Origin of the sequence: Clostridium sp. HCS.1, assembly GCF_047900555.1 — a bacterium.
Taxonomy (GTDB): Bacteria; Bacillota; Clostridia; order Clostridiales; family Clostridiaceae; genus Clostridium.
The window spans coordinates 3,266,796-3,290,393 of the sequence record NZ_CP170704.1 but is presented as its reverse complement, the minus strand read 5'-3'; the positions used below and the strand labels follow the sequence as shown (position 1 = coordinate 3,290,393).

22 protein-coding genes are annotated in these 23,598 nt (G+C 28.4%); 19 read left to right on the top strand and 3 right to left on the bottom strand.

Features of this window, described 5'->3' with window-relative positions; all coding sequences use genetic code 11:
* Nucleotides 1-174: 174 nt before the first annotated feature.
* Both ACFYH6_RS15740 and ACFYH6_RS15735 read right to left on the bottom strand, forming a co-directional pair.
* Entirely contained in the window at nt 175-783 is a 609-nt protein-coding gene (locus tag ACFYH6_RS15740; protein WP_416180013.1) for a hypothetical protein, read from the bottom strand.
* Between the two features lie 155 nt (nt 784-938).
* Nucleotides 939-1,367 (bottom strand): hypothetical protein, encoded by a 429-nt coding sequence (locus ACFYH6_RS15735; RefSeq protein ID WP_416180014.1) that lies wholly within the window; start codon nt 1,365-1,367, stop codon nt 939-941.
* 729 nt (nt 1,368-2,096) lie between these two features.
* Between ACFYH6_RS15735 and ACFYH6_RS15730 the strand changes: the two genes are divergently transcribed.
* The 7 genes from ACFYH6_RS15730 (at nt 2,097) to yaaA (ending at nt 11,649) form a co-directional block, all read left to right on the top strand.
* Nucleotides 2,097-3,227: a metallophosphoesterase family protein gene (locus tag ACFYH6_RS15730; RefSeq protein WP_416180015.1), complete on the top strand. Its 1,131-nt coding sequence runs from the start codon at nt 2,097-2,099 to the stop codon at nt 3,225-3,227.
* Entirely contained in the window at nt 3,214-5,949 is a 2,736-nt protein-coding gene (locus tag ACFYH6_RS15725) for an AAA family ATPase (protein ID WP_416180016.1), read from the top strand. Before ACFYH6_RS15730 ends, ACFYH6_RS15725 begins: the two co-directional genes overlap by 14 nt.
* 91 nt (nt 5,950-6,040) lie before the next feature.
* Nucleotides 6,041-6,997, top strand: coding sequence for a metal ABC transporter solute-binding protein, Zn/Mn family (locus tag ACFYH6_RS15720; protein WP_416180017.1), 957 nt, complete (start codon nt 6,041-6,043; stop codon nt 6,995-6,997).
* Between the two features lie 187 nt (nt 6,998-7,184).
* Nucleotides 7,185-8,996 (top strand): MutS-related protein, encoded by a 1,812-nt coding sequence (locus ACFYH6_RS15715; protein ID WP_316343687.1) that lies wholly within the window; start codon nt 7,185-7,187, stop codon nt 8,994-8,996.
* 428 nt (nt 8,997-9,424) lie between these two features.
* Nucleotides 9,425-10,342, top strand: a complete 918-nt coding sequence (locus tag ACFYH6_RS15710; protein WP_416180018.1) for an exonuclease domain-containing protein — start codon at nt 9,425-9,427, stop codon at nt 10,340-10,342.
* A gap of 90 nt (nt 10,343-10,432) precedes the next feature.
* On the top strand, nt 10,433-10,849 hold the full coding sequence (locus ACFYH6_RS15705; RefSeq protein ID WP_316343685.1) for a CBS domain-containing protein: 417 nt from the start codon (nt 10,433-10,435) through the stop codon (nt 10,847-10,849).
* Nucleotides 10,850-10,878: 29 nt separating this feature from the next.
* Nucleotides 10,879-11,649 carry a peroxide stress protein YaaA gene (gene yaaA / locus ACFYH6_RS15700; RefSeq protein ID WP_316343684.1) on the top strand — a complete coding sequence of 257 codons (771 nt, stop codon included), beginning with the start codon at nt 10,879-10,881 and terminating at the stop codon, nt 11,647-11,649.
* Between the two features lie 147 nt (nt 11,650-11,796).
* Here the strand turns inward: yaaA and ACFYH6_RS15695 are convergent, their stop codons facing one another.
* Complete coding sequence (locus tag ACFYH6_RS15695) at nt 11,797-12,654, bottom strand: MurR/RpiR family transcriptional regulator (protein WP_316343683.1); 858 nt, start codon at nt 12,652-12,654, stop codon at nt 11,797-11,799.
* 450 nt (nt 12,655-13,104) lie between these two features.
* On the opposite strand from ACFYH6_RS15695, the gene gnd reads away from it, so the two are divergent.
* The 12 genes from gnd to rpsA all read left to right on the top strand — a co-directional run bounded on the left by gnd (nt 13,105) and on the right by rpsA (nt 23,492).
* Nucleotides 13,105-14,007: a phosphogluconate dehydrogenase (NAD(+)-dependent, decarboxylating) gene (gene gnd, locus ACFYH6_RS15690; RefSeq protein WP_416180019.1), complete on the top strand. Its 903-nt coding sequence runs from the start codon at nt 13,105-13,107 to the stop codon at nt 14,005-14,007.
* 2 nt (nt 14,008-14,009) lie between these two features.
* Nucleotides 14,010-15,008: a D-isomer specific 2-hydroxyacid dehydrogenase family protein gene (locus ACFYH6_RS15685; protein WP_416180020.1), complete on the top strand. Its 999-nt coding sequence runs from the start codon at nt 14,010-14,012 to the stop codon at nt 15,006-15,008.
* Between the two features lie 14 nt (nt 15,009-15,022).
* Nucleotides 15,023-16,123 (top strand): iron-containing alcohol dehydrogenase family protein, encoded by a 1,101-nt coding sequence (locus tag ACFYH6_RS15680; RefSeq protein WP_416180021.1) that lies wholly within the window; start codon nt 15,023-15,025, stop codon nt 16,121-16,123.
* Nucleotides 16,124-16,133: 10 nt separating this feature from the next.
* Complete coding sequence (locus tag ACFYH6_RS15675; RefSeq protein WP_416180022.1) at nt 16,134-16,964, top strand: PTS mannose/fructose/sorbose/N-acetylgalactosamine transporter subunit IIC; 831 nt, start codon at nt 16,134-16,136, stop codon at nt 16,962-16,964.
* 12 nt (nt 16,965-16,976) lie between these two features.
* Nucleotides 16,977-17,834 (top strand): PTS system mannose/fructose/sorbose family transporter subunit IID, encoded by an 858-nt coding sequence (locus ACFYH6_RS15670; protein WP_416180023.1) that lies wholly within the window; start codon nt 16,977-16,979, stop codon nt 17,832-17,834.
* A gap of 20 nt (nt 17,835-17,854) precedes the next feature.
* The gene (locus ACFYH6_RS15665) at nt 17,855-18,358 is read left to right on the top strand and encodes a PTS system mannose/fructose/N-acetylgalactosamine-transporter subunit IIB (RefSeq protein ID WP_416180024.1); all 504 of its coding nucleotides are present in this window, start codon (nt 17,855-17,857) and stop codon (nt 18,356-18,358) included.
* A gap of 55 nt (nt 18,359-18,413) precedes the next feature.
* On the top strand, nt 18,414-19,289 hold the full coding sequence (locus ACFYH6_RS15660) for a hypothetical protein (RefSeq protein WP_416180025.1): 876 nt from the start codon (nt 18,414-18,416) through the stop codon (nt 19,287-19,289).
* A 14-nt stretch (nt 19,290-19,303) separates the two neighbouring features.
* On the top strand, nt 19,304-19,756 hold the full coding sequence (locus ACFYH6_RS15655; RefSeq protein ID WP_416180026.1) for a PTS sugar transporter subunit IIA: 453 nt from the start codon (nt 19,304-19,306) through the stop codon (nt 19,754-19,756).
* 12 nt (nt 19,757-19,768) lie between these two features.
* On the top strand, nt 19,769-20,854 hold the full coding sequence (gene uxuA / locus ACFYH6_RS15650) for a mannonate dehydratase (protein ID WP_416180027.1): 1,086 nt from the start codon (nt 19,769-19,771) through the stop codon (nt 20,852-20,854).
* The gene (locus tag ACFYH6_RS15645) at nt 20,854-21,489 is read left to right on the top strand and encodes a bifunctional 4-hydroxy-2-oxoglutarate aldolase/2-dehydro-3-deoxy-phosphogluconate aldolase (RefSeq protein WP_416180028.1); all 636 of its coding nucleotides are present in this window, start codon (nt 20,854-20,856) and stop codon (nt 21,487-21,489) included. Before uxuA ends, ACFYH6_RS15645 begins: the two co-directional genes overlap by 1 nt.
* A 43-nt stretch (nt 21,490-21,532) precedes the next feature.
* A complete protein-coding gene (locus ACFYH6_RS15640) occupies nt 21,533-22,252 on the top strand; it encodes an HAD family hydrolase (protein ID WP_416180029.1) in 720 nt (239 codons plus the stop codon).
* A 97-nt stretch (nt 22,253-22,349) separates the two neighbouring features.
* The gene (gene rpsA, locus ACFYH6_RS15635) at nt 22,350-23,492 is read left to right on the top strand and encodes a 30S ribosomal protein S1 (RefSeq protein WP_416180030.1); all 1,143 of its coding nucleotides are present in this window, start codon (nt 22,350-22,352) and stop codon (nt 23,490-23,492) included.
* Nucleotides 23,493-23,598: the final 106 nt, after the last annotated feature.

Sequence of the window (23,598 nt, the reverse complement as noted above, 5' to 3'; positions counted from 1 at the left end):
AATACAATTGAGAATTTATTATAATATTTGCATAGTATTTTACTGTTACATTTTTAAGTTATATTGATATAAAGTAATTAATAGTATTCTAAAAATACCTTTTATTCTTTTATCTTAATAAACTGTTTAATTACTACAATTATGAATTGCACTATTAAAATAATTTCAATATCATTATTGTTTTGATAGCCAATTTAAATAGTCTTCTGGCAATCTATCTACTTTTTCTGTTTTAGAAAGTATTTCACCATAGTCTAACTTTTTAAATCCATTAGAAGAAATTGCACTTTCATAGCCTCCATTTTTATCATAGTAAATAATCTGTATTCCTGTAAAATTATAATCTTCACCCATGAGATTTATAAATTTATCTGCAATAGTTGCACACATTTTTTTGCTCTCTTCTTCTGATATATCTTCTGTATTATATACACCCAAAAGATAAAGCCTTTGACTTTTTATTGAATAATTATCTGCATCAAATTCTGTCCAAACTGTGATTCCTTTAGGAAAACTTAGATTTTGTGGAAACTCTTCCTTAATTTTATTATATTGGGTTTCTGCTGATAAACTAACTTTTTCTGAAACATTTTCATCATAAATTGTATTCCTTTGTAGTCGATAACTAAGATTTCCCTTAACAGACTGATATTTAGCGTTATACCAATCATATTTTGTTTCAACCTTTTGTGTATTCCCTTTTTGTATAGTAGCATAATTGCTTAACTTTTTTTCTGCAATCAGATTTCCTATAATAGGTACGTAGCCAATTAAATACATCAAATATGATAGAACACCAATAATTGATATTAATATACATAGCTTTATTATAGGCTTTCTTATCTTTATTTTTATTCTCCTCACCCCTATATTACAAATATATAATTTATTACAATTGCTTATTTCCTATAAATTAATCACTTCTTAATAGTCTAATATTAATCGCTTTCATTATTATTAACTTTACTTAATTCAATAGTTTCTTCTGTATTATTCCATTTTATAACTACATTCAACTTATCTTTATTCTTAGATTTTGATACAGAGCCAAATATATCTTTATCATAATCGTCTTCAAAAGTAAAACCTCCAAATTTTTCGGCTGTTAATTCACTGTACTCAAAATATCCACCCGTACTGTTACCTGATAAGAATTCTGCATTTAAAGTAGCCTTTAATGGCAACTGTTCTTCTTGCCCTATATACTTAATATTAAGTATATACTTATCGTTTTCATCAAATATCATTGTTGATTCCCAATTTAAACTTTCACCCTGATACGTTACTTTAGTTATAGTTTCACTCGTACACATAGTCATAACGATGCAATTTAACAGAATAGTAAATGTTAATAACCACTTCTTCACTTCTTATCATATACTCCTTTCAATATAAATATCTATTATATTACTCAATATAATACAAATGTGTATTATTATATACTTGTATTATACATTATAATTGTAATATAATTCCATAAAATACTGATATTACATCAATATTGTAATTCTATCTTTAAACTCCGTTACTTTTAGATATAAGAGATAATAATATAGTGCTAGTGTGACTTGAAGAAATCGACAGACTTAAAATAATACTAATAGTTAAATGACAATAATAGAATTCAAAACAATTTTCATAATTCCGAATGAAAAGGGGAATTATTACCTTCAGTATTTAAGGATATATATATTATGTTCTGGCGACTTGGAGCTTGCGACGGACTTTAAATAATACAGATAGTTAAATGACAATAATAATATTCAAGACAACTTTCATAATTCTGAATGCAATGAAGAATTATTACCTTCAGTATAGAAGGATATAAATGTTATATGACGGCCACTTGGAGCGAAGTGACGGAATTAAAATAATACTAATAGTTAATTGACAATAATGATATTCAAGACACTTTCATAATTCCGAATGAAAAGAGGAATTATTACCTTCAGTATAGAAGGGGATAAATATCATATGAAGTCGACTTGGAGTTTACGACGGAGACCTGAATATGATATTTATCCCCTTTCTTGTTGTATAAGTAATTTAAAAATGATAAAATAGAACAAAAGTTCGTAGAATTTAAAGGTGATAATATGAGGAAGATTAAGATATTACAAGCAGGAGATTTACATTTTGATACCCCTTTTAAGGACTTAGATAAAAACATCTCTATGATTAGTAAAGAAGAATTATTAGAGGTATTTAGTAGGATAATAGATATAGCTATGGAAAATTCTGTTGATATATTATTATTAACTGGGGATATTTTTGACAATTTAACTATAAATAAGAAAACACTGATATTTATTAAAAATCAAATTGAAAGAATAGATAACATAAGAGTATTTATATCACCTGGAAATCATGATCCTTATAATGAGAAATCCTTTTATAAGATGATAAATTGGCCAGAAAATGTTCATATATTTGAAGGAAGCATAGAAAATGTAGTTTTAGAAGACTTAAATACTGTAGTTTGGGGAGCTGCCTTTAATGAATACCATGTAAGAAAAAGTATGCTTAAGAATATTAATATTAAAGAAAATTACATTAACATAATGACTATACATGGAGACATTTCTAATACTGATGATGGAAATGAATATAATCCAATGACTATAAAAGATATTGAAAACAGTAAATTAGATTATATTGCCATTGGCCATAGGCATAATTTTAGTGGAATATTAAGAGAAAACAATACCTTTTATGCTTATGCAGGATGTCCACAAGGAAGAGGTTTTGATGAAGTTGGAGATAAAGGAATCATATTAGGTGAAGTAACAAAGGGAGCAGTAAATTTAAACTTTATTAGAACATCAAAAAGAAATTATTATGTTGAAGAAATAGATATAAGTAATTCTGTAAGTTATGATGAAGTAAGACTTAAAATCCTATCAGCTATTAATGAAGAAGATAGAAAAAATAATTTATATAAGATAATACTTAAAGGTGAAATAGAATCTTATATTAATCTTAATGAAGCTGTAATATTAGAAAAAATAAAAAGAGATTTCTATTTTGTAAAGGTTATTGATAAAACAGAAGTTAAGCTAGACTTTGATAAAATATCAGAGGATTATTCTATCAAAGGTGTTTATGCAAAAAAACTATTAGAAAAAATGAAAGAGGAAGATTGTGATAAGGAGATTTTAAAAATGGCTTTAAAGCTAGGAATACAATCTCTATCCCATGAGGAAGTGAATTTAAATGATTATAAATAAAATTAATATAATTTCTTTTGCAGGATTGAAAGATAAGGAAATTAACTTTGAAGAAAAAATTAATTTAATTTATGGAGAAAACGAAAAGGGGAAAAGTACTATTCAAAACTTTATTAGAGTTTGGCTTTATGGAATGAACTCTAAAAGGACTAAGGATTTGAAGAACAATGATAGAGTAAGGTTTGCTCCAATAGATGGGGAAAAAATAAGAGGGGAGTTATATGTAACTCATAATAATAGAAAATATATAATTAAAAGAAGCTTTGGCGTTACTAAAAAAGAAGATACATCTGAAATATTAGATGCAGAAAGTGGAGAAATTATTACAGAAATTCCAAAGGATGAACCAGGAAGATATTTTTTTAATGTAAACTCATCTACCTTCTTTAAGACGCTATTTATAAATCAATTAGGTGTTGCAATTTCTAAGGATAAAGAGGAAGAAATAATAGATAAAGCAGCTAATTTACTTGATAGTGAGGATACTAATATATCTGCTCAAAAATCTATAGAGAGGCTTGAAACTATTAAAAAGTCTATATCTACTGCTAGAAAGACTGGAGAATTAGATATATTAAGAAATAGGCTTAATGATTTAAATCAAGAAAAATACGAAGGATATAAGTTATCAGAAGAAAATATAGATATGGAAAATAATTTAATATTCTTAAGAGAAAAGAGAGCTGGTTTAAGAACAGAAATTAAAAATCTAGATATCTATAAAAAATATTTAAAAAAATCAAAATTACAAAAAGAATATGAGGAAATTACTGAATATTTAAAGAAAAGAGAAGAATTAAAGAAAAAAGAAAGATATATAGAAGAAAGTATTTCTTCTAGAAATGGAATTATAGATGAAGTTTTACTTAATGATATAAAGGATGAAAATTCCCTTTACTTTAGTCTTTTAGATATGAAGAACGAAGAAGAAAAAAGTTTAAGTAAAAGTAAAGAAATTTATTCTGCTAAAAGAGAAGGTTACGAGAACCTTCTATTTATTGAAGAATTATCTAGTGAAGATAAAAATGCTTTTATGAAGGCAGTTATGGAAAAGGATAATTTAACAGAAAAGATTAAAAAATATGAGGAATTAAATAAAGAAATAAATTTAATAAAAGAAGATATATCTAAAAAGGAAAGATATATAGGAAGTGCAATAAATTTTAAAGGAATTAGGGAAAAAATAGGAACCTTATTAGATAAATATGAAGATAAACTAAAGGAACTTAAATTTAAAGCTGAAAGTTATACTAATAAATCAAATTTAGAAACAGAGAAATTAAAAAATAATTTTAGAATTTTTTCATTAGCAGCTCTTATAAATATTATCCTTTTAATAGCTTTAATAATATTCTATAGAAAAAATATGTTGTTAGTTGGATTTACAGCTGGAATTTTAGTTCTTATATTATATAAAACTATAACTTTAAAAATGGAAATGGGAAGTGAAGGTAAGTCTTCTTTAAATATTAAAGCATTAGAAGAAGATATAAGGAATATAGAAAAGGAAATATTTAAACATACTAAGTTAGTTGAGGCATCCTCCTATGAGGATTTTATTAAAAAATTAAAGCTATTTGATGATTATAACAGCTATTTAGAAAAACAAAATATTAAAATATCAGAAAAAGAATCCCAAGTTAAGTTTTTAAATATAGATGTAGTTAAAGAAAATTTTAGAAAAAATGAAGACTTTATAAATAATATTTTAAAACTAGCTAATACTGATGATATTAATAAAGTAATAGGGATGATTTCTCAATATGAAGAAATAAGCAAAGAAGTATTATCTATAAAAATTGATATAGATAAAGAAGAAAAATCCATTGAAAAATTAAATAGAGAATTAGCTATTAGAGAAAAGAGAATAAGAGAAAAGCTAGAATATATAGGTTTAGAAAACATAGATTTATATGAACTTGAAGAAAAATTATTAGAGATTAAAGAAAAAATTAAACAAAGAGATGAAATTTTAAAAACTTTAGAAAATATAGAAGGAGCATATGAGGCTTTAACTAAGGACAAGGATATAGAAGCTATAAAAGAAGATTTAAAAGACATTATTAATGAAAATATTAATTATAGTTATTCATCAGAAGAAGAAATAGATAATCAAGTTTCTTTAAAATCTCATGAATTAATTGAAGTTGAAAAGGAAATTAAGGATGTTGAAAATCACTTAAATAATAGATTCTTAGGAAAAAGAGCAATACCTGTAATTGAAGAAGAAATTCAAGATGTTCAAGAAAAGATAGAAAAGAAAGAAAAGCTACTTAAATCAACAGAAATTGCAATAGAAATTATGAATGAATCAATTAGAGAGGTAAGAGGCAACTTTGGTAATATACTTAATTCAAATGTAATTGATTATTTCAAAACCTTAACCAATAAGGAATATGAAGATGTTATGGTATCAGATTCTTATGATATGAAGGTAAGAAAAGGAAGAGATATTCTACCAGGTGCAATATTAAGTAATGGAGCTAATGATCAATTATACTTGTCATTAAGATTAGCTTTTATAAATATGATATATAGGGGGATGGATTTCCCAGTAATATTAGATGATACCTTTGTTCAATATGATGATATTAGAACAGAAAGAGCATTAGATTTATTAATAGAGTCTAATTTTAGTCAAACCCTTATTTTTACTTGCCAAGGTAGAGAAAAAGAGATCTTTGACAAAAAAAATATAGAGTTCACTTATATTAATTTATAATAATGTCAATACTAGTATTGACATTATTAACTAAAGACTATAAAATTAACCTATGAATAATGCAAATCATTTGCATAAATGAGGTGGAATAGTGAAGAAAAAATTAATAAGTTTAGGACTTATATTAGGAGTATTAGTTTCTTTTTCTGGGTGTAGTACTAAAGATTTAGAAGATAATAATGGAGAAAGATTAAGAGTTGGAGTTACAATAAATCCCTTAAAGGATTTCGCAGAAGCTATTGGAGGGGATAAAGTAGAAGTATTTTCTATTATTCCAGATGGTAGTGACGCACATAGCTTTGATCCAAAACCAAAGGATTTAAAAGAGTTAATAAATACGAACATATTTATATATAATGGACTTCAAATGGAAGAATGGATAGATTCTGTTTTAGGAACTATTGAAGGAAAAGATGTTAAAGTTGTAGAAGCTAGCAATGGAATTGATGTAATAAATATTTCAGAAGAAGATAATCATGACCATGAAGGCGAAGATGAGCATGATCATGAAGGTGAAGAAGAACATGATCATGAGCATGGAGGAGCAGATCCTCATGTTTGGTTAAGTCTAGGTAATGCAATAATAGAAGCAGAAAATATTAAAAATGCTTTTTCAGAAATAGATCCAGAAAATAAAGACTACTATGAAACAAACTTTGAAAAGTTAAAAAGTGATTTTACTTCATTATACGACGAATATAAAGATAAATTTAAAAGTTTAGAAAATAAGAATTTTGTTACTGGACATGCAGCTTTTGGATACTTATGTAAAGACTTTGGTTTAACTCAAAATAGTATAGCAGATGTATTTGGTGAAGGTGAATTAACAGCTAAAAATTTAGAAGCATTAATAAACTATAGCAAAGACAATGGAGTTAAGACAATTTTCAGTGAATCAACTGCTAGTGAAAAAGAGGCTGAGACTTTAGCAAAAGAAGTAGGAGCTAAGGTAGTTAAGGTATATAGCCTTGAAACAAAGGAAGATAACATGAGCTACTTAGAAGGAATGAGATATAATTTAGAAACAATATATAATTCATTAAAATAATATAAATATAATGCTACTGTGACTTATAATTTTTATGGCCATAGCTAGCATTATATTTTTTATTATACATAAAATTATATAAGTATTAATATGTTAATACTTTTAAAAATTCAGAGGGGTTGAAGAATAAATTTCTTTAGTTATAACAGAAAAAAATGGTAAAATAGTTAAGTGAGGTGGTGTATATATGAGTAAGGCATTAAACTTTTATAATAAAGAGATTTCAAATAAAAGTCAGGATATAAAAGCTTTAAATAATATAATCAATATAATTTCAACTATAAGATTAATGATAGTTATATTAACTATTGGATTAGCCTATTATTTTTATAAAAAAGAAAATATTATATTTTTAATTTCATCTGTTATCATTGGATTTTTAATATTTATTATTGTGGCTATTTTTCATAATAGAAAGATAAAAAGAAAAAAGGAAGATGAGCTCTATATTAATATTAATAAAAGAGGAATAGATAGAATAAAGGGAAACTTCAAAGAGCAAGATGATAAAGGTGAAGAGTTCTTAGATGATAAACACCCCTTCGTTAGTGATTTAGATGTTTTTGGAAGAAATTCATTATTTCAAATGATAAATTCCACAAAGACTAAGTTTGGAAGAGAAAAATTAAGTGAAATAATATCATTAAAATATATTCCTAAGAAGGAAGAAATAGTCCATAGGCAAGAAGCTATTAAAGAGTTAGGAGAAAAGATTAACTGGAGACAAAAGTTAGAAGTGAAATCTACCTTCAAAAAAAGTGGATTAAAGGATACTGAGGATTTATTAAATTGGGCAGCAGATAAGAAAGAAATTAAACCACTATTAAAAATTGTTCCTTATATCTTTATAGCTATGACAATCTTATCTATTCTTTTAGTAGCTTTAGGAACAATGCCTATAACCTATTTACTTTTAGTATTTATGGTTAATTATTTAGTAGTAAAGATATTAACAAAGGATCTTGATGGAATAATATCATTGTTAAGCAATCATAAAAAGGATATTGAAGCTTATACTAATATATTAACTTTAATAGAAAATGAAAACTTTGAAAGTAAGTTACTAAAGGAATTAAAGGTAAAGTTATTTAATGAAAATAAAAGTGCAGTAAAGGAAATGAAAGCATTAAAATCCCTAGTAGATTGGCTAGGAGATAGTAGTGGGAATGCATACTACCTAATATTAAATGTAACTATATTATCAGATACATTTATTTTAAGAAACTTAGAAGAGTGGAGAAATTTAAATGGTAAAAATCTAAAAGAATGGCTTGAAATTATGGGAGAGTTTGAGGCTTTATCAAGCATTGCTAATTTATCCTTTGATTTTGAAAGCTGGTGCTTCCCTGAAATATGTAATGAAGATAAAGTAGAAGCCATAGAGGTAGCACATCCAATGTTAGGAGAAAAAGCAGTTTCAAATAGTTTTATTTTAGATTCTAAAAATGGTATAAGCAGAAAAGTTGCTTTAATTACAGGTTCTAATATGTCAGGTAAAAGTACTTTTTTAAGAACTATAGGAGTAAATTTATTATTAAGCTATATTGGAGCACCAGTTTGTGCTAAAAAGTTTAGCTGTAGTATTTTTAATATTTATACTTGCATGAGGACTAAAGATAATTTAGAAGAAAGCATATCTTCATTTTATGCTGAAATACTAAGAATAAAGATATTAATAGAAGCAGCTAAAAATGGGAAAAAGGTATTTTTCTTATTGGATGAAATTTTTAAAGGAACTAACTCAAGGGATAGACATGAGGGAGCTAAGGTCCTTATAAATCAATTAGTAAGCAATGGAGCTATGGGATTAGTATCAACCCATGACTTAGAACTTTGCGATTTAGAAGAAACTAGGAAATGGCTTAAAAATTATAACTTCCAAGAGTATTATGAAGATAATAAAATAAAATTTGATTATAAATTAAGAGAAGGTAGAAGCAAAACTCAAAATGCAGTACATCTAATGAAGCTTGCAGGAATAAACTTTGATGATAACTAATATATGAGGGCAACTTGGAGCTTGCCAGGTGGCAAATAAATATAAAGTAAAAATAACAGATTACAAAAATATAAGGTAAAACATTTTTAATAATTCCGAAGTATTGAGGAATTATTACCTTTAGAGATAAATGGAAAATATATTATGCTGGTGTGACTTGGAGCTTGCGACGAAAAGTAAATATAAAGTATAAATAACAGACTACAAAAAAATTATAAGGAGAAACATTTTTCATAATTCCGAGTTAGGGAGGAATTATTACCTTCAGTATATAAGGATATAAATAATATATGACGTCGACTTGGAGCGAAGCGACGGAGAAAGGAATATATTATTTATATCCTAATTTTTTTTGTAGAAATAATAGTGAAAAATATTTGGAAAAATGGCATAATATACTTGTGAGTATAAAATTTGAGAGGTATGAAATGGCATTTATAATAATTGATTTGGAGTTCAATAACTTAGAAGGGATACATAAATATTATCCAGATATATTTACAAAGTATCCAAGCCTAGAAAATATTGATTTGGATAATGAAATAATAGAAATTGGGGCAATAAAACTAGATAATTATATGAAGCCACTTAATGAATTTAAAGCATATATTAAGCCCTCTGTTATTCCAATTTTAAATCCGAAGATATCTGAAATAACTGGAATAACAAATACTGATTTAGAAAATGGATTATCATTCCAAGAGGGAATTCAGAAGTTATCAGAATTAATTGATGAGGGAGATATTATATGTTCTTGGGCAAAAGACGATATAATTGAGATAATTAATAATGCAATACACTATAAATATGATAACTTAGATTGGCTAGAAAATTATTTAGATTTGCAAGAGTATTCTACTAAGATATTGGGAAAAAAGAAATCTTTGAGTTTAAAGAGCGCTTTAGAGGAATTTAAGATTAAGGTTGATAGCAGTAAGCTACATGATGCTTTAAATGATGCAGTTTATACTGCAGAAGTATTTAAGAGAATATATAACTCAAGAGTTCTTAAAAATTATATTATTAAAGATATATATAACATGCCAGCAATGGATATTAAAAATTTAGCTGAATATAAATTAGATATAAGCAAGCTAAAGTGTAAGTGTCCTAAATGTAATTTAGATATAGACTTTGAATATGATTTTATTCCAATGAAATGGAGATTTATAGCCATTGGAAAATGTAAAAAGTGTAATAATAAAATTATTGATGAAGTTATAGTTAAGCAAAGCTTTAGTGGACAAGAAGTTTATAATGAAATTGCTACTATAATTGACGAAATTGAGTATATTAATTATAGCTATAAGTTTAAGAGGGGAAAAAATAAATTAATTAACTATTAAGATTTTATATAGTGTAAAATAATTGACTTGAAAATGTGATAAAATTTATACATGACTTGGTTTAATTTAAAGTATTGGAGAAGATAAATTATGAATATTGCATTTTTTTTAACACCTAAGAATGAAGTGATATACGAATATTTAGATGCAACTATGAGACAAGTTATAGAAAGAATGGAGCATCATGGATATACAGCTATACCATTAATAAATAAAGAAGGTAAATATGTAGGAACATTAACAGAAGGAGATTTGCTTTGGAAGCTTAAAAATACTCCAGATTTAAATTTTAGAAATACAGAAAATGTTAAAGTAATAGATATACCTAGAAAAAGAAAACACAAGAGCGTTTCAATAAATGCTGATGTAGAAAGTTTAATTTCTTTAGCAACAACTCAAAATTTTGTGCCTGTAGTTGATGACGAAGGCATTTTTATAGGCATAATAAAGAGAAGTGATATAATAAATTATTGTTATAGTGAAATGATTAAAAAAAATATAGTTTAACTAATAATAAAGATAAAAGGAGGAACATTATGATAATTGTTATTTCTCCTGCAAAAACTTTAGATTTTGAAGCACAAAATAGTAACTTACCAATGAGTGAGCCCAGGTTTTTAGATAAGTCGCAGGAAATAATAAATGAAATTGTAAATTATGATAGTTATTCTTTAGAAAAGCTTATGAAAATAAGTACAAAGTTAGCAGATTTAAATAGAGATAGATTCCAAAAATGGACTAAGAGCTTAGATACAGCTAAACAAGCTATTCTAGCTTTTAAAGGTGATGTCTATAGAGGAATGGATGTAGGTAGTTTATCAGATTCAGAACTTTTTTATGCTAATGAACATTTAAGAATATTATCAGGACTATATGGAGTTCTTAGACCTTTCGATGGTATCAATGAATATAGACTTGAGATGGGTACTAAGCTAAAGGTAAATGGATTAAAGGACTTATACGAGTTTTGGGGAAGTACGTTAGAAGAAAGTCTAATTGAAGAATTACAATCCCATAAAAATAAGACTATAATTAATTTAGCTTCAAATGAATACTTTACTGCTATAGAAGGAGTAAGAAAAAGTAAAAAAGTAAATGTTATAACTCCAATCTTTAAAGAGCTAAGAGGAGATGAGTATAAAATCATATCCTTTAACGCAAAAAAAGCTAGGGGAATTATGACTAGATATATAATACAAAATGAAATTGAAGATATAGAAGAAATTAAAAAACTAGATATAGATGGATATTTATTTAATGAAGAAATGTCCACAGAAAAAGATCTAGTATTTATAAAAGAAAAATAAAATGGTTGCCCAAAAGGCAATCATTTTTTGCTTTTATGTAATATTTTCGTATATAAAAATTTATATATTCAAAGAAAGTGGATTATTCAGGAAAATAATCCGCTTTATAAGTATAGCAGTGCTTTGAACTTGAATATAATCTTGTTGTTATAAATTTTTATGCTTCACTTCAGAAATACTTGATCTAACTTTAGATAAAACTTCTTGTGCTTTTTCTTTATTCATAAACATTAAAATTACAAAGAGTGAATCTAAAATGCTCAATTGAGATATACGAGAAGATAAAGCCTCTGAATGAAATTCGATTTCTTCCGATACTGAAACGAAAACAATATCTCCAATCTTAGCTAAAGGAGAGGATGCATCACTAGTGATAACAATTACTTTCGCACCAACTTTTTTTACTGTTTCAGCAATTTTAATAGTCTCTTTTGATTTTCCAGTATGTGAGATACAAATTGCACAATCATCTGGTTTTAATAAAGATGCCTCCATTAGTTGTATATGATAATCAGTACTATGACGGACAGGAATTGGGGAACGTAAAAACTTATGATAGGCATCTTCTGCAAGTATTCCTGACCCACCAACACCAAAGAAATATAGGAGGTTTGAATTAAATATAATTTCAGTTGCTTTTTTCAAATCCTCTAATTGTAATATCTTCTTAGTGTTAGTTAAGGTTTTAATGTTTGAATCAAAGACTTTTTGAGCGATAGTTAACTCATTATCATCAACTTCAATGTTTTCATGAATTGTTGCATTGGGAAAAGTATTTTCATGAATTAAGATAGCCATCTTAAGCTCTTTAAAGCCAGAATATCCAAGTTTTTTTGCAAATTGAAATAAGGTAGAGCTGGCAACATTTAGTTCAGAGGATAAATCGCTGATAGAATTGTGAGCCACAAAATTAGGGTTTTCAAGTATATAGTCTGCAATTCTTTGCTCTTTAGTACTTAATCCATTATATAAGGACTTTATTTTAAGTCTAACAGATACATCCATGTTGTACCTCCTTTATATAGGTAATATATTATAACTTTAAAAAAGTAAAAATCTTAGGGTAATGTATATTATAAATGCTATTAGATACAAAAATCAAATTTATAAAATAAAAAACAAATAAAATTTTTGTTTACATGAGTGAATAATTGAGTCTGATAATACATGAAAAATTGTGAAAAATTGTTAGGTTAATAAAACATAACATTGTCATAAGTATATCAAATTGTAAAGTTATGTCAATATCTTGCTTATTAAAACTAGAATACTTATTCTTAACTCAATATAGCTGTTATTTTATATGAGTAAATTAGTGCTTATATAGATTATAAGCAGAAAATAGAGATAAGTAAAAGAAAATCACATTGATTTGTCGAAAAAAATTTTTTTAAAAAAACCTTTACACAAAAAAAGTTTTTTGGTAAAATTAACTTGTGAAATGGAGGAGATTACATGAGAATAGCTGTTATAGGTCTTGGTAAGATGGGGTTAAACATAGCACGCAATTTAAAGAGTCATAATTATGATGTTGTGGGATTTGATTTATCTGACCAAGCAAAAGAAAATGCTGAAAAGGCAGGGGTTGAAACCTTTGATAATTTAGACCAAATGATTACTTCATTTTCTGAAAAAAGAGTTATCTGGTCTATGTTACCTGCAGGAGAAATTACAGAATCTGTACTAAATAAATTACTAGATTTACTTTCTCCGAATGACATTGTCATTGAAGGTGGAAATTCAAATTATAAGGATTCAGTAAGACGTGCAAAAACTTTTGAGGAGAAAGAAATATTCTATTTTGATTGTGGAACATCAGGTGGAATTTCTGGTGCACGTGGTGGTGCATGTACTATGATTGGTGGAGATCCTGAAGTATTTAAGTACATAGAACCAATCTTCAAAGATATCTCAGTTGAAAAGGGTTACTTATATACTGGCAAATCTGGAAGTGGTCACTTTTTGAAAATGATCCATAATGGAATCGAATACGGAATGATGCAAGCGATCGGTGAAGGCTTTCAAATTGTTCAAGAAAGTGAATTTGATTATGATCTAGCTGATGTTGCACGTGTTTGGAACAACGGATCGGTTATTAGAGGTTGGTTGATGGAACTTGCTGAATCACAATTTAAAGGCAGTCCAAATTTAGAAGACTATCGTGGAGTTGTTGCTGCATCTGGAGAAGCAAAATGGACTATTGAAACTGCTTTGGATATGGGAATTGCAGTACCAACAATTGCTTTGAGCTTGTTTATGCGTAACTTGTCTCAGGAAGATGATAGTTTTTCTGCAAAGGTTGTTTCGGCTTTACGAAACGGATTTGGCGGACATGCTGTTGTAAAGAAGGATGAATAAGTATGAGAGAGTATAGAATAGCCATTGTTAATTCAAGTAGTTTTGGAAAGGTATTTCCTGAACAAATTGATCGTTTGAAGAAAATAGGATCTGTTGATTATTTTCAAGTTGATAATGAAATACATGGAAAAGAACTTGCAAATTTATTAAGTGGATACAATATTATCATTGCAAGTGTAACCCCATTCTTTACTAAAGAGTTTTTTGATTATAAAGATGAGCTTTTGCTGATTACACGTCATGGAATTGGATATAACAACATTGATATCGATGCAGCAAAAGAACATGATACTGTTGTTACAATAGTTCCCGCTTTAGTAGAACGGGACGCAGTCGCAGAAAATAACATTACTAATTTGCTGGCTGTATTAAGAAAAACAGTGGAATCTAGCAATAGAGTTAAAGCGGATCGTTGGGAAGATCGAGCTAAATTTGTTGGGCATACGCTTTTCAATAAAACAGTAGGTGTTATTGGGGTTGGTAACACAGGAAGTTGTGTAGTAGAGATTGTTAGAAATGGTTTTAGATGTAATGTTTTGGCTTATGACCCATACAAGTCAGAGTTATATTTGCAGAGTTATGGAGCAAGAAAAGTTGAATTAGATGAATTGTTGGCTTCTTCTGATATTATTTGTCTTTGTGCAAATTTAACTGAAGAAAATTATCATATGATTTCTAAAAAAGAAATAGAAAAAATGAAAGATGATGTTTATATATCGAATAGTGCAAGAGGAGCATTACTGGATGAAAATGCAGTTGTTGAGGGATTGAAATCTGGAAAAATTGCTGGTTTCGCAACAGATGTTTTAGAAGAAGAGCCAGGAAGAAAGAGTCATCCATATTTAGCTTTTGATAATGTTGTAATGACTCCTCATACGTCAGCTTATACTCTAGAATGCCTAGAGCAAATGGGAAATAAATGTGTAACAGATGTTGAACAAATAGTTCAAGGTTTGCTACCAGAAAGGGCAATTCAGTCAAAAAGCAAATTTATTAAATAGTGAAGGTGATTGGAATGTTGAGAGATTTAAAGGTTAAAGTTGGACCTGAATTCTATATGTATCATGAAGGTGCAATTGATTTTATTCCAGAATTATTAAAAGAACATAAATCAAAGAATATTTTGATTGTACATGGAACAATTTCTTGGGAAAAAGCAAAGCCTAAAATGAGTTTTTTAGAGAAGATAGAACAAAATGTTTTCTATCATCAATATACAGGGGAATGTAGCTATTATGGTGCAAATTTAATAGAAAAATCTGTTCAAGAAAACGACATAGATTTCATTATTGGAGTTGGTGGCGGGAAACTTGCAGATCTTGTTGGATATGCTGCTCATATTTGCAATGTTAAATATGGCGTAGTTCCAACTTTGGTTAGTAACTGTGCACCTTGGACACCTCTATCTGTTATGTATAAAGAAAGTGGAGAATCAGAAGGAAAAACTGAGCATTATATGAGACAAGCTGTTTTCTTAATTACAGATCCATATTTGGTCATTGATTCCCCAGTACGTTACTTTATTGCAGGTTTAGCAGACACAATTGCAAAATGGTATGAATCAGAATCTATTCTGGCTCAAAAACATTTAATTAATGAACCATTTTTACAATTAGCAAGTTATACTGCAAAATTATGTAATGATTCAATTGTAAAACATTCTGCTAAAGCAATAAAAGATATGGAAAATAATATTGTTTCAGAAGAGTTTGTACATTTGTCTGAAATTGTGATAGCAATTGCAGGCTTATGTGGAGGCTTAGGAGATAAATATGCCCGTAATTCGGCAGCCCATGCTATGCATGATGCAATAGCGAAGTATATTCCAGAAAGTCATTCATACCTTCATGGTGAAAAGGTGGCTTATGGGGTTTTATATCAACTAGCTTTAGAAGGCAAGTGGTCTACGATTGATTCTTTAATGCCTTTCTATTCTGATTTGGATTTACCTGTATCTCTACATGATATGGGATTGTATCCAAAAGATGACAAAGTTATTAATGATATAGTTGCTTTTATTGATTCAAAAGAGAAGGTGCATTTAATACCTATAGAAATTACACCAGAGATTTTGAAAAAAGCAATTATTGATTTAGAAAAATATGTAAAAATATAGGAGGAGAGTAATGGAAACTTTAAGTGTATTACAGAGTTTTTTAATCGCACTATGGGTTGGAGCGGTTATGTCAAGATGGTTAGGTGGAGGAGCTACATTAACGCTTAGATTTTCACCTTTAATGACAGGTTTAGTTGTTGGTATTATTATGGGAGATGTTTCCCAAGCAATGATTGTTACTGCAGCGTTACAAATGATTTATATGGGGGTTTTCTCACCAGGAGGATCAATGCCATCAGAGCCAGCTATTGCAGCAGCTATTGCAGTACCGGTTGCTTTATTAGGAGATTTACAACCTGAAGCAGCTATTGCAGTTGCAGTACCAGTTGGTCTATTAGGAAGTTATTTATATCAATTCCGTTTTTTCATCAATACATTCTTAGGTAAATATACAGATAAAGCTGTAGAAGATTTAAATGATAGAGCTATTAGAAGATCAATTATTACTTTACCTACAATTGCATCATTTGTTTTATTCGTACCACTAGTATTTATAGCTTTATATTTTGGGGCACCAATGATTGCAGATGCAATTAATGCCTTAGAAGGAACCGTTATTATTCATATTCTTGAAGTTGTTGGTGGTGGATTAGCAGCTATCGGTATTGCAACAACAGTTTATGTAATTGGACGTAAGGACTATTTAGTATTCTTTTTCTTAGCATATTTTATGAGTGTTTCATTAAAGTCATTAAATATTACAATGGTAACTTATGCTGTATTTGGTGTATTAATTGCTTTAATTTTCATTATGTCTCAAAAGGGAAAGAATGTACCAGTTAAAGCTAGTGCTAATGGTACAGAGACATTAGATGAAGATGATTATGATGATGGATTTTAAGGAGAGGATAAAATGATAGATAATAAAAAAAGAGCTAATGCAGCTCCAGAAGAGATAACAAAAAAAGATGTTACTAAAGCATATTTAAGATGGCATTTTGCTAATGAAATTCCTCATTCATTTGATAGATATCTAGCATCATCTTTATTATATGCAATGATGCCGATTTTAAAGAAGCTATACAAAGATGATGATTCATTAAAAGCTGCTTATAAAAGACAATTATTATTCTTCAATACTCAGTTAAGCTGGGGTGGTGGAGTTATTACTGGTTTAATGGCTTCTATGGAAGCACAACGTGCGAAAGAAGAATATGAACATTCAGAAATAACAATGCAAGATGATTTAATGTATAACACAAAAGCTGGTTTAATGGGTGCACTTGCAGGAATAGGTGATGCAATTGACTCAGGAACAGTACAATATATCTTTATTGCAATTGCAGTTGGTTGGGCTCAACAAGGTAGTGCAATGGGGGCATTATTCCCATTCATTTGTTTTGCAATTTACCAAGTTTTATTAGGTGTATTCTTTGCTCGTCAAGCATTTACTATGGGACGTAATGCAACAGGATTAATGGCAAGCACAGGTGTTCAAACTGCAATCGATACTTTATCTGTTTTAGGTTTATACATGATGGGAATTTTAGCAGGTAACTATGTAAAAGTTACTTCATCATTACAATTCACAATTTCTGGAAAAGAATTTATTTTCCAAGAGCTTTTAGATAAGATTGTTCCTGGTATTTTACCATTAACAGTAGTTATGGGAGTTTACTGGTACTACAATAAAAAAGGTTTAAAAGTTACAAAAGCATTATTATGGTTAACATTAATTTTAATTGTATTAGCTGGTTTTAGAATTCTATAAAATAAAAGGAGATTTGAAAAATGGGTGTTATAAATTTAGCAAGAGTAGATGAGCGTTTAATTCATGGACAAGTTATGATGACTCTTTCACAAAAGAGTGGAGTAAATTCAATCTTTGTAGTGGATGAAGTTGTAGCAAAAGATAGCTTCATGAGAGATTTATATAAAAATGCAGGAAGTCGTACTGGACAAAAAACAATAGTAATTACACCAGAAAAAGCTAAATTTTATTGGGATGAATATAAGTTCAAAGATTATAATTGCATCTTATTAGCAAAAACTGTAAAGGTTATGTACGACTTAGTTAAACATGGAATACCAATGAAAGAATTAAATATCGGAGGTGTTGCTCAAAAGGATACAAATAAGGATTTACTAGTTACAAAATCTGTTTATATGAATAAAGAGGATGTAGATAGACTAGTAGAAATGAGAGACAAATATGGAGTAGAGAATATATATTTCCAAGCAACTCCTTCTGCTCCTAAGACAGAATTAAAGGATGTTATTAATAAATTTAAATAATTGTTTTTAAATTAAAGACCACTATCTTTCTTATAATAAAAATTGGAGGTTTATCATGGATGATATTTTAAAAGATAGAATAGCGAGGTACTCTTTTATGTATCGCTCAAGGAATAGTAATAAAGAGAAAACTAGATTTTTAAAAGCACTTGTAGCAGATATATCACAGGTACGAAAAGATATTTCCGTAATTGAATATAGTAATCAAAAAAAATATAGTACACGAAATGTGTATATTGGAGATATTGAAAATGCAGATCAAATCTTTTGTACTTATTATGATACACCTCCAACCCATTTAGGAGATTATATATTTTTTGATAGAGGTAAGCAACAAAAACAAACAACAAAAGCAGTTCTTTATACATCTATAATGTGGGTTTTAGTGGGGATTATAGGGACACTTTTATACATGAAATTAATTACTGCACCATTTGTTTTATTTTCTCTACAAACCTTATGCCTTGTAGCAATATATGGTGGATATTTCTTTATTTTGTCAAAGCTATCAAAGGGTATGTGGAATAGAAAGAGTTTAATTAGAAATACATCTTCAGTACTTTGTTTACTACAGATGTTAACAGAGAATAAAAACAAAAAGAAAGTAGCTTATGCATTTATAGATGAAGGATGTTATGGAGAACAAGGCTTAGATTTCTTAATGAAATCTATAAAAAAGAGTGCAAAGGTTTATTACTTAGATTCTATTGGAGCAGATGCCACTTTAAATGTAATGGGTCAACAATTTAAAAAGGACATGGCTGACTCTAAGGGAATCCGATATATAGCACCTAAAGATCAAATCAATTATTTATTTTGTGCTGATATAAATGAAAATAAAGAATTTTATTTAGATAAGTCAAAATTAAATCAGAAAAGTTTAAATTATGATAACTTTAATCAAGCAATAGAATTGTTAAATAATATATAAAAGGAGATTGATTTATGTTAGGAATTGTAGTTGCCACACATGGTAGTTTTAGTAACGGTATAAAAGACGCAGCTGAAGTTATTATGGGGAATGTAGAGAATATCACAACTGTAAATTTAAATGCAGGAGATGATGTTGAGCAACTTGGTAAGAAGATAAATGACGCTATTTTAGAAGTAAATCAAGGTGATGGTGTTGTGGTATTGGTTGATTTAATTAGTGCAAGTCCATATAATCAATCAGTTCTTGTTACAAATCAGTTAGATCCAGAACTAAAAGATAATGTTTATATTATTGGTGGAGTTAACTTACCTATGTTATTGGAAATAATCAATCATCAAATTTTAGGAACCAAAATTGAACTAGTTGCAAAGTCAGCTGAGGAACAAGCAAAAGAATCTGTTGGTTCATGGCATGCTCCTGTTGATGCAGATGCTAATGAGGTTGATGAAGATGATGATTTTTAATGGAGGTATAAAATGAAGTGGGGATTTAGATGGTATGGAGCGAAAGACTCTATTCCTTTAAAACATTTCAGACAAATTCCAGGGACAGATGGCGTTGTAGGCACCTTATTAAATAAGTTACCTGGAGATGTTTGGGAAATTGATGAAATTAAAGAATTTAAGGCTTCAATTGAAAAAGAAGGCTTGGAGTTACTTGGTATTGAAAGCGTTGCAGTTCATGATGCAATTAAAGCAAGAACAAAAGATTGTGATCATTATATTGATAATTACATACAAACAATTAGAAATTTAGCAGCATGTGATATTCATTTAGTATGTTATAGCTTTAAACCAATTTTTGGATGGGCAAAGACAAACTTAAAATATGAAAATCCAGATGGAAGTTATTCATTAGTATTTGACCAAGCTGTAGTAGAAAATATGGATGCTAGTGAGATGTTCCAACTTATAAATAGTCAGTCTAATGGTTTTAAATTACCTGGATGGGAAGAAGAACGTCTTAAAAAGTTCAACAAATTGATGGAAATGTATGAAAATATTACAGAAGAAGATTTATTTGACAATCTTGCATATTTTCTAAAAAAAGTTATTCCTGTTTGTGAGGAAGTTGATGTGAAAATGGGGATTCATCCGGATGATCCACCATGGGAAATCTTTAATCTTCCAAGAGTAACAAAAAATTTAGAGGATTATAAAAGAATAATAAATATTGTTGATTCTCCTTATAATGGAGTAACACTTTGTACAGGATCTTTAGGAGCAAATCCAGAAACAGATTTAGTTAAAGTTATACATGAGTTAGGACATAGAATTCAATTTGTACATTTAAGAAATGTTGAATTTTTAGGAAAACAAAAATTTAGAGAATCTGCTCACTTAAGTGTTGATGGTTCATTAGATATGTATGCACTTATGAAGGCTCTTATAGATGTTAAATTTGATGGAGTTATCCGTCCAGATCATGGACGCTCAATTTGGGATGAAGTAGCAATGCCAGGATATGGTTTATATGATCGTGCATTAGGTTTCACTTACTTAAAAGGATTGTATGAGGCTATTACAAAATCTCAAAAAGAAAATGGATTGGAGCAAGAGTAATGAGTATAAATGGAGATGTATATAAAAAATTAGGAGAAATAAAGTTATTACCGCTTTATACTGCGACTGATTTGAAGTATTTAGATGATTTGGAAGAGATTCTTTTGCAGAATGATGTACCTTTTATAGAAGTTACATTTAGAAGCAATTTGGCTTTAGAAGCAATTAATAAGCTTTCACAATCTGGTAAGTTGATTGTTGGAGCAGGAACTGTACGTACACTAGAACAAGCTAAAAATGCAATTGAAAACGGAGCAAGTTTTATAGTTTCTCCAGCAGTGATTCCAGAGATAATCGAATATTGTATTGAAAACAAAGTTCCAGTTTTCCCTGGAACAGCAACTCCAACTGATATTCAAAAAGTCGTTAGTTATGGACTTCATGTTGTAAAGTATTTCCCAGCAGATATTTATGGTGGTTTAAAAGCGATTAAAGCATTAAGTGGACCATTCTATGATGTGAAATTCTTGCCAACAGGAGGAATTAATGCAGACAACTTTATGGATTATGTTAGTAATGATAATATTTTAGCTGTTGGTGGATCTTTTATTATTTCTGAAAAAATGATTAAAGAGGAAGGTAAAGAAAAGACAAGCAACTTGTTAAAATCATTAGTTGATAAAATTAAAGCTTAGTGCATTATTGCACGGCTTTTTTTTTAAGGGGGAGTATTTAATTATGAAAAAACCTAAATTAGTTATATTTGATATGGATGGATTAATGTTTGATACAGGAGTAATGTCATATCGTGCATATTTAGAAGGAGCTAAATATTTTGATTTTACAGTAAATCCTTCCGTATATTACTATTTGACTGGACGTAGAGATCCTGAGATTCGTGAGGGAATGAAAGAGTTATACGGAAATGATGTTCCTACTTCAGAATGGAGAGATAAAATTATATTATATAGAGAAAGAATTTTAAGTGATGAAAAACGCGTATATAAGAAAAAAGGCTTATTAGAATTATTGGAGTTTCTAAAGAGAAATAATTTTAAAACAGCGTTAGCTTCTTCTACAAGCAGAGAGAAAATTGAATACTATTTTAAAATTGAAGATATGCCAGATGTATTTGATATTATTGTAGCGGGAGATGAGGTTCATACTGGAAAACCAAATCCTGAAATATTTTTAAAGGCCTGTGAAAAAGCAAATGTTCTACCTGAAGATGCTTTAGTCTTAGAAGATTCTATTGTAGGTATTAAAGCTGCCTTGAAAGGAAATATTACACCGTTTTTAATTCCAGATGATATATCTAACTTACCAACCTATAAAGGAAAATATCCATTATTGAAAAATCCTGAAGAGTTTATTATTACAAGACCAGAGAATGTAAGAGTTTTCAAAGATTTATTAAAAGTTAGGGATTATTTAAAACAACATTTTATGATAGATTAAGAGTTTCTAAAAAGTTAATAAGTATAAAGGGTTGTAATCAATATCATATTAAATTAAAATTATAATAGTATATAACATATTTTAAGGAGTGAAATACATGGATAATCAAAACTTAGAAGGAACAATGGGTGACTTATTAAAAGAGTTTGACGTTAAGAGAATAAGAACTGGAGATATATTAGATGGTGAAGTAATAGATGTTAATGATAAAGAAGTTATGGTTAATATTAATTATGCCTTTGATGGAGTTATAGAAAAAAATGAACTAACTAACATAGATAAAGATCCTAGAGAAGTTGTAAGCATTGGAGATAAAATTAAAGTTTATGTCTTATCACCAAATGACGGAGAAGGATATGTTCAATTATCAAGAATAAAGGCTTTAGAAATAACTGAAAGAGAAGATATAGAAAAGGCTTTTGATAATGAAGAAATAATAAAAGTCTATGTTAAAGAAGAAGTTAAAGGTGGATTAGTAGCTTATTATGGAAATATAAGATTATTTATTCCTGCATCTTTAGTTTCAAGAGAAAGAGTTAATTTAGCTGATTATATAGGAAAAGAATTAGAAGTTAAAATAATTGAATTAGATTTTAAATCAAGAAAAATAGTTGCTTCAAGAAGAGTAATAGAAGATGAGATATTTGAAAAGAATAAAAAAGAATTATGGAAATCAATTAAGTCTGGTGAAAAGAGAACAGGAGTAGTTAGAAAAATAATAAAAGCAGGTGCATTAGTTGATATTGGTGGAGTAACTGGATTAATTCACTTAAATGATTTATCTTGGGGAAGAGTTAATAGAGCAGAAGATGTTGTTAAAGAAGGAGACAATGTGGAAGTATTTGTTGGAGAAGTAGATACTAAAAATCAAAGAGTTTCTTTAATTCTAAAAGATATAAATGAAGATCCATGGACTAAAAATGGAGAAAAATTAAAATTAGGGGATGTTTTAGATGGAAAGGTAGTAAATTTATTAAATTTCGGTGCCTTTGTAGAATTATTCCCTGGAGTTGAAGGTTTAGTTCATATAAATGAAATAACAGAAGAAAATATTGCAAAACCTTCAGATGTATTAAAATTAGGACAAAAAGTAAAGGTTAAAGTATTAGATGTTAATAAGGAAAACAAGAGAATTTCTTTAACTATAAAAGATGCTGAAGAAAAATCTAAGGAATATTTACAATACAATGATAACGATGAAGGTGTATCCTTAGGAGATTTATTTAAAGGATTATTTTAATATATAAAAGATAATAACAGTGAATTAATGAAGGAACTCATTTTATTTTGAGTTCCTTTTTTATAATTGATTTATATATTAAAAGTTATATTAATTATAAATAAAG